The 6,831-nt window shown below is 71.6% G+C and carries 2 protein-coding genes; one reads left to right on the top strand and one right to left on the bottom strand.

Features of this window, described 5'->3' with window-relative positions; genetic code table 11:
* Positions 1 to 103 precede the first annotated feature (103 nt).
* Entirely contained in the window at positions 104 to 3,451 is a 3,348-nt protein-coding gene (locus ACZ6N8_RS31115; protein ID WP_466014631.1) for a S8 family peptidase, read from the bottom strand.
* Between the two features lie 327 nt (positions 3,452 to 3,778).
* Between ACZ6N8_RS31115 and ACZ6N8_RS31120 the strand changes: the two genes are divergently transcribed.
* Positions 3,779 to 5,659 (top strand): Xaa-Pro dipeptidyl-peptidase, encoded by a 1,881-nt coding sequence (locus ACZ6N8_RS31120; protein ID WP_466014633.1) that lies wholly within the window; start codon positions 3,779 to 3,781, stop codon positions 5,657 to 5,659.
* Positions 5,660 to 6,831: the final 1,172 nt, after the last annotated feature.

Genomic DNA, 6,831 nt, shown 5'->3' on the forward strand with positions numbered 1-6,831 from the left:
CGGCCCGCCCCGCGCCCCCCCCCCGGGGGGGGGGGGGGGGGGGCCCCCCCCCCCCGGGGGGGGGGGGGGGGGGGGCGCCCCCCCCCCACCACCGCGATCACCGTCAGCCGGCGTGGTACGCCCGGATGATCGTCTGGTCGATGCCGCTTCCGCCGTTCGCGGCGGCCTTCACCCGCAGCGAGACGGCCTGCCCGGAGGTGGCCTTCGGCAGTTCGACCCGGTAGCCGTCACCGCTGCCGGTGACCCGGACCGACGTCCAGGTGACGCCGTCGTCCATCGACGTCCACACCTGCAACGACGTCACCTTCTGCGCCCTGGTGCCGCGCGCCTGCCGGACGGCCAGTGCGGCCGTTCCGCCGGTGGCGTGGTTGCCGGTGTCCATCGGCAGGGCGTAGTCGACCGCGAGCAGCGGCAACGGGACGCTCCCGGTCCCGTCCGGCCCGGCTGACCGGAACGTCCACGAGGTGGTGACCCTTGTCGAGATCGGCAGGATCAGGCTCGTCTCGACGTCGAGGTTCAGCCGGTAGTCCGCCATCTGCTGCGGCACCGTCACATCGGCGAGCGGGCGGTCCCGCTGCTCGACCAGCTTCCCGTCGCGGTAGACCGACAGCGTGCGGTTCACGCCGATCGAGGCGCCCTGGAGGCAGTCGGCCCGCTGGTGCTGGTCCGTCAGTGACACCAGGTCGATGTGCAGGTTGCCCCGGGTCCGCGACGGCGCGCTGGCGCAGCTCCAGGCGGCGCCGGCCGGTTCGTCGTACCAGTCGGAGTGCAGCGGCTGGCGTGCCCAGACCTTGGTCTGGCGACTGCCCGGCTGGTAGCCGCGGGCGGCCTCCTGGGCCGACAGGCCACCGTAGACTCCCTCGTCCGCCCAGAGGTAGCCGGGCGAGAGATAGTCGGTGCGGTACGGCGGCAGGTCCCCCTCGTGTGTCTGCGTGACGGGCACCCCGTCCGGCGTGAAGCCGCTGCGGATCAGCTGCGTGACCATCCCCTCCGAGTCCATCTGGTGGAACCGCTCGTCGATCCGGGCGAGCTTCGCCTGCTCGGCCCTGGTCACCCGGTAGGAGGGGTCGGCCGGAACACCGGTCGGGTACTCGTGCACCAGGTTGTAGCGGTACGGCTCGGCCGTCCCGGCTGGCGAGTTCAGGTTGACCGCTGCCCAGGTGCGCCGGGATCCGACGCCGGGCTTCGGCAGCGCCGAGGCGCGGACCGACGTCGCGGTCCCGTACCCGCTGATCTGGTGCCACCAGGACAGGCCGTTCGGCGCGGTCTGGACGTTCGTGACGTCGACCCGGGTGGGCGTGGTGGCGACCCCGTCGACAGTCGCCGTGACCGGCCTGGCCCGCGCCGGGTCGAGCGTCAGGCTGCGGTCGCCTGTGACGTTCAGGTCGGCCTCACCGACGAGCGTCGTCTCCAGCACGTCGCTGTCCACGTAGTAGGCGACCGAGGAGCCGAGGATCGCGTACCGGCCGGCCGGCACCCGGGTGGTGAAGGTTTCCCCGGGTGTTCCGCTCGGCCCGCCGTAGTAGATCAGCGGGTCGGCGAGGTTGGTGACCAGGACGTTGAGCCAGCTCTCCGCGCCCTCCTGGAGACCGGGCATCGGCTTCGTCCGGATCGTCAGGTCGTAGCTGGGCTGCTCGACGTGGAAGCTCACCGGGGTGGTCGAGACCAGCGTGCGACCGGAACGGGAGGTGACGGTGGCCAGGTAGAAACCCGGCCGGTTGCCCAGCGCCGCCCGGTCGAGGCGAAGCACGGCGCTCGCGGTGGCACCCCGCTTGAGCGTCACCCGATCCGTGGACAGCTTCGCCGCGCCGCGCGGCACCGGCTGACCATCGTGGTTGACGATCGACACGTCGAGGTCGAGGACCGTCGTCGCCGGGCTGGACGCGCCGGTCCAGCTCAGCTTCGTCTCGCTCGTCCCGGACTGCGGGTACGCGAAGGTGCCGAGGTTGACCACCGGCTGGTCGCTGGTCGGCCCGCCGAGGGCGCGGGCGGCGTTGAGGCGTCCCGCCCCGACGGCGTACGGGTCGACGCCGGTCAGCGGGTCGGCGGCGCCCACGAGCGCGGCCTTGATCTTCTCGCCCGTCCAGTCGGGGTGCCGTTGGACGAGCAGCGCGGCGGCGCCGGCCACGTGTGGTGAGGCCATCGAGGTGCCGCTGATGCCCTCGTAGTACCTGTCGACAGGGTCCTGGAGGTTGGTACCGGCGGCCCGGGCGGCGACGATGTCGACACCCGGCGCGACAAGTTCCGGCTTGGCCACGTGGCTGGTGACCAGCGGGCCGCGGCTGGAGAAGTCGGCCAGCTGGTCGTCGCGGTCGACGGCGCCGACGGTGAGCGCGCTCGTAGCCGAGCCGGGCGAGGAGATCGCGCCGCCGCTGTTGCCCGCGGCGATGACGAAGAGGACGCCGGTCTGCCGGCTCAGGCCGTCGACGGCGAGCGAGAGCGGGTCGCTGCCGTCGTCCGGGTCGCTGCCACCGAGACTCATGTTGATGACGTCGGCCCGGGTGGAGGCCCACTCCATGGCGGCGATGATGCCGGAGTCGTCACCGTAGCCGTTGTCATCGAGGACCTTGCCGATCACCAGCTGGGCGTCCGGCGCCACGCCGCGACGCTGACCGTGGGCGGCCGCGCCGGTGCCGGCGATGGTCGACGCGACATGCGTACCGTGGCCGTTGTGGTCGACGGCGTCACCGCCCTCGGCGGTGAAGTCCGCGCGGGCGACGACCCGGCCGGCCAGGTCGGGGTGGGTGAAGTCGGCGCCGGTGTCGAGCACCGCGACCCGGGCTCCCCGGCCGGTGTAGCCGGCCTTCCACGCCTGCGGCGCGGAGATCTGACCCAGGTTGCGGTCCAGGTCGCCGCGCTGGCCGCCGGTCAGCGCCGTCGCGCGGACCTTGCGGTCGAGCCAGACCTTCTTCGCGCCGGCGAGCAGCGAGTCGGTGGCCAGCTTCGCGGTGGCGGGGCTCTTCTTGGGTACGTGGCCAGCGACAGCGCCGATGCTGGGCAGCGACAGCACGTCGCCGAGCCCGGCCACCCGGGCGGACGTGGTCGCGGGCTGCACGATGACCGGCAGCTGCGGGGTGCTCTCGTCGTCGTACCCGTCGGCGATCAGCGCGGTGACGTCGAAGAGGTCGGGGTCGAGGGTCGAGCCGATCTGGGACGCGACGCGGGCGGGGACGACGTGCAGGTGGCCGTCCGGTCCGCAGGACTGGCGGATCACCGCGTTCGCGTCGGCCGGCCGGACGGTGGCCTGCGGGCATGCGGAACCGGTGCTCCGCACGGTCACCACGTCACCGGTCAGCAGGGTGACGGTGTGGCTGGTTCCGCCGGCCGAGGTGTGCGGTGTGCCGGTCGGGGTGGCACCGCTGGGGCCGGCTGTGGCGGGGCCGCCCGGTACGGCGGTCAGCGCCGTGGCCGTGACGGCGACGGCCAGCAGCCAGCGCGTTCTCTTGAGCATCTCGCTCCCTGTCTCATGTGGACAAATGCGCCTCTTCGGGCGACATCTCGCGAGATCATAAGTCTGTGTACGTGATCTTCGGAGCCCCGCGACGACGCATTTCTGACGCGTTCTGGCCTGGGTTTCCGTCGTGTGTCGGCACCACGATCAGTTCGATGTCTGTTCGATTACCGCGCCGCCGGGCAGCCTTCCAATATGAACGGAAGCCGTATCCCCATCCGAAGGGATCGACGGATCGCCCACCCGCACCTAGCATGACGGGCGAATGGATCTTCACGATTCGTCCTGCCGAGACCCGGCTACCAGCCCGACCGAAGGGAGACGCGCATGCGTCGACCCCGCCACCTGGCCCTACTGAGCGTCGGTGTGTCCGGCGCCCTGGTGCTCAGCGCAGCCCCCACCGCGGCGGCGGCCCCGCCCACGGCCACCACGCCCACAGGCATCGTGGTCGCCGACGGCATGACCCAACCGGTGTTCTCGCTCGCCGACGCGATCGAGGAGCGGGTGTTCGTCCAGACCCCTGTGGACAGCGACCACGACGGCCGACCCGACCGCGTCGCGATCGACATCTCCCGCCCCCGGGAAACCGCCACCCAGGGCTTCAAGGTGCCTGTCATCTTCGAGCACAGCCCGTACCGCAAGGGCACCTGGGACGAGGTGCCCTACCCGAGCGTGCTCGTCGACGACCTGCCGCAGAACGGCCTGACCGGCTCCGGACGTCGGGCGATGGACGTGGGCGCCCAGCGCGCCCAGGCGAAGGCCAACCTGCCCGGCTCGCTCGACGACTACTACGTTCCCCGCGGGTACGCGGTGGTGCTCGGCCAGAGCATCGGCACCGGCGACTCGGACGGCTGCCCCACCAGCGGCGACCAGGCCGAGACCCTCGGCACCAAGGCCGTCATCGACTGGCTCAACGGCCGCGCCAAGGGGTACGACGCGAACGGCGCCCCGGTCACCGCCGGCTGGACCACCGGCGCGGTCGGCATGACCGGCGTCTCCTACAACGGGACGCTTCCCAACCAGGTGGCCACCACCGGGGTCAAGGGACTGAAGACCATCGTGCCGGTCTCCGCCATCAGCAGCTGGTACGACTACTACCGCGCCAACGGTCTGGTCGTCGCACCCGGGACGTTCCAGGGTGAGGACCTCGACGTCCTGGCCCAGTACACGGCCGGGCAGGCACGGGCCGAGGGCACCTGCGCCGACGAACTCGCGAAGATCACCGAGGAGCAGGACCGGGCCACCGGTGACTACTCGCCGTTCTGGCGCCAGCGCGACTACCTCGACGCCCGCGACGTCAAGGCGAGCGTCTTCGTCGTGCACGGCCTCAACGACTGGAACGTGAAGACCGGGCACTTCGCCAACTGGTGGGACCAGCTCGCCGAGCGGGACGTACCCCGCAAGATCTGGCTGCACCAGGGCGGGCACGGCGGCCCCGGCAGCAGCGCGTCGGTCACCCTGCCCGACGGCCGCACCTGGACGTACAAGCAGACCGAGAACCGCTGGTTCGACTTCTGGCTGTGGAACGTGCGCAACGGCATCATGGACGAGCCGACCGCCGTCATCCAGCGTGAGAACCGGGCCTACACCACGTACGCCAACTGGCCCGACCCGGGCGCGCGCGACGTCGCGCTACGGTTCGCCGCCACCGACACCACCGCACCCGGCACGCTGACCACCGGCAAGCCGCCGAAGGCCACTGTCGAACAGCGCTTCGTCGACGAGGGCCGGACCATCACGCCGGGCACCCTGGTGGCCAACCCGGACACGGCAAGCGCCAACCGACTCGCGTACCTCTCCCCCGCGCTGGCTCAGGACGTCCGGTTCTCCGGTCGCCCCGAGATGCGGCTGCGGATGGCCATCGACAACAAGCCGGACGCGAACCTCACCGCGTACCTGGTCGACTACGGTCCCGCCGGGTCGACCGCCGCGCCCACAGTGGTGACGCGCGGCTGGATGGACCCGCAGAACCGCAAGAGCGCCGACCGGACATCGCCGGTACGCCAGGGCAAGCTGTACGACTACCGGTGGGCCATGGAGCCGAAGGACTACATCTTCCCGGCGGGCCACCGGATCGGCGTGGTCGTGTTCTCCACCGACCAGGAGTACACCCTGCTGCCGCTGGGTGGCACCGAACTGCGGGTCGCGCCGAACGACAGTGAGCTGCGACTGCCTGTCGTCGGCGGGCGGGGCGCCCTCGGGTTCTGAGTTTCGCCATTGCGCCACGGGTGGGGCAGTCCGACATGGTCGGGCTGCCCCACCCGCGCGTCGGGCGAGCCGGCCAGCCGGTCAAGGTCCGCGCGGCTTCGGGGAAGGTGCTGTGTCAGCGCGTGGTGAGGCAGCAGTTTCGGTGATGGTGCGCGGCAAGTCCCGCTACCCCCCGAATCGGTGTCGCAGCGGCGGCCGAGCCCCCGCAGGTGCCGGTTCCACGCACGCTCGACACGCCCCGCATGATCGTGCTCGATCCATGATGTAGTGCCTTCGGCAGGCGCATGAGGGGACTGTTTCGCGGATCGAGCACGATCTTGGGTGCCGGCGCGGTCTCTTGGCCACAGAGAGCGCCGCTTGCCCCTCGCCCAGCAATGGCGGGTTGGGACGAACCTGACTCGTTGTCCGATTCGCCCGCCTGTGCGGCGCCCGGGGCATCGGCCGCGCAGCAGGGGCCCCGGGGACCCGTCGGCCACCCTTGCACTCACATGTCGAGACCGTAGGACCACTGCGCGCTCCGGACCGGGCCAGCCGGTCAAGATCCGCGCAGTTTCGGGGATGTTGCTGTGTCAGCGTGTGGTGAGGCAGCAGTTTCCCTGACGTTGTGGGGATCTTGGGGGTCGTGTCGGGTGGGTGATGGACTTCCATCACCTCGGGGTGGGGTACGGGCCGTGGGCTCGAGGCGCGGTCCGGTTGAGGGTGCCTGGTTGCGGGGTGTTCGGGGGGAGATCCGGTCTGGGGCGGATGGGTGCGGTCCGCGCCGGCTGGGCGTGGTGTCCGGTTCGGCGGGTCCAACCCTGGGGCGGCTGTCGGGTGTGGGTGTCGCTGTCCCGTGGCCGGCGCCACCCTGGGGGCGGAATCGTGGGTCGGGCGGGGTCGTTATACCTGGCATGCCGCCGCGACCCCGGGTCGTAGGGGTGCGGCAGCCGCCGGGAACGCCTGACAGGCCTTGGTCGCATCCCCCCCGGGAGCGTCCGCCGGTCGCATCCCACCGGGAGCATCCGCCGCGAGCCTGCGGAATGGGTGGCCGGCCCGGCCGGTTACACACCCGGCACCCCCCGGAGCACCACGAGCCGGGAGCCCGGGTGGAATGACCCGCCGCCCCGCACCGTTACACCCTTCCCGACGCCGGCCCCTTTAGGGCCGCCGGGAGCAAAGACCTTTTCCCCCTT

The sequence above is a fragment of the Micromonospora sp. NPDC047521 genome (assembly GCF_055587305.1).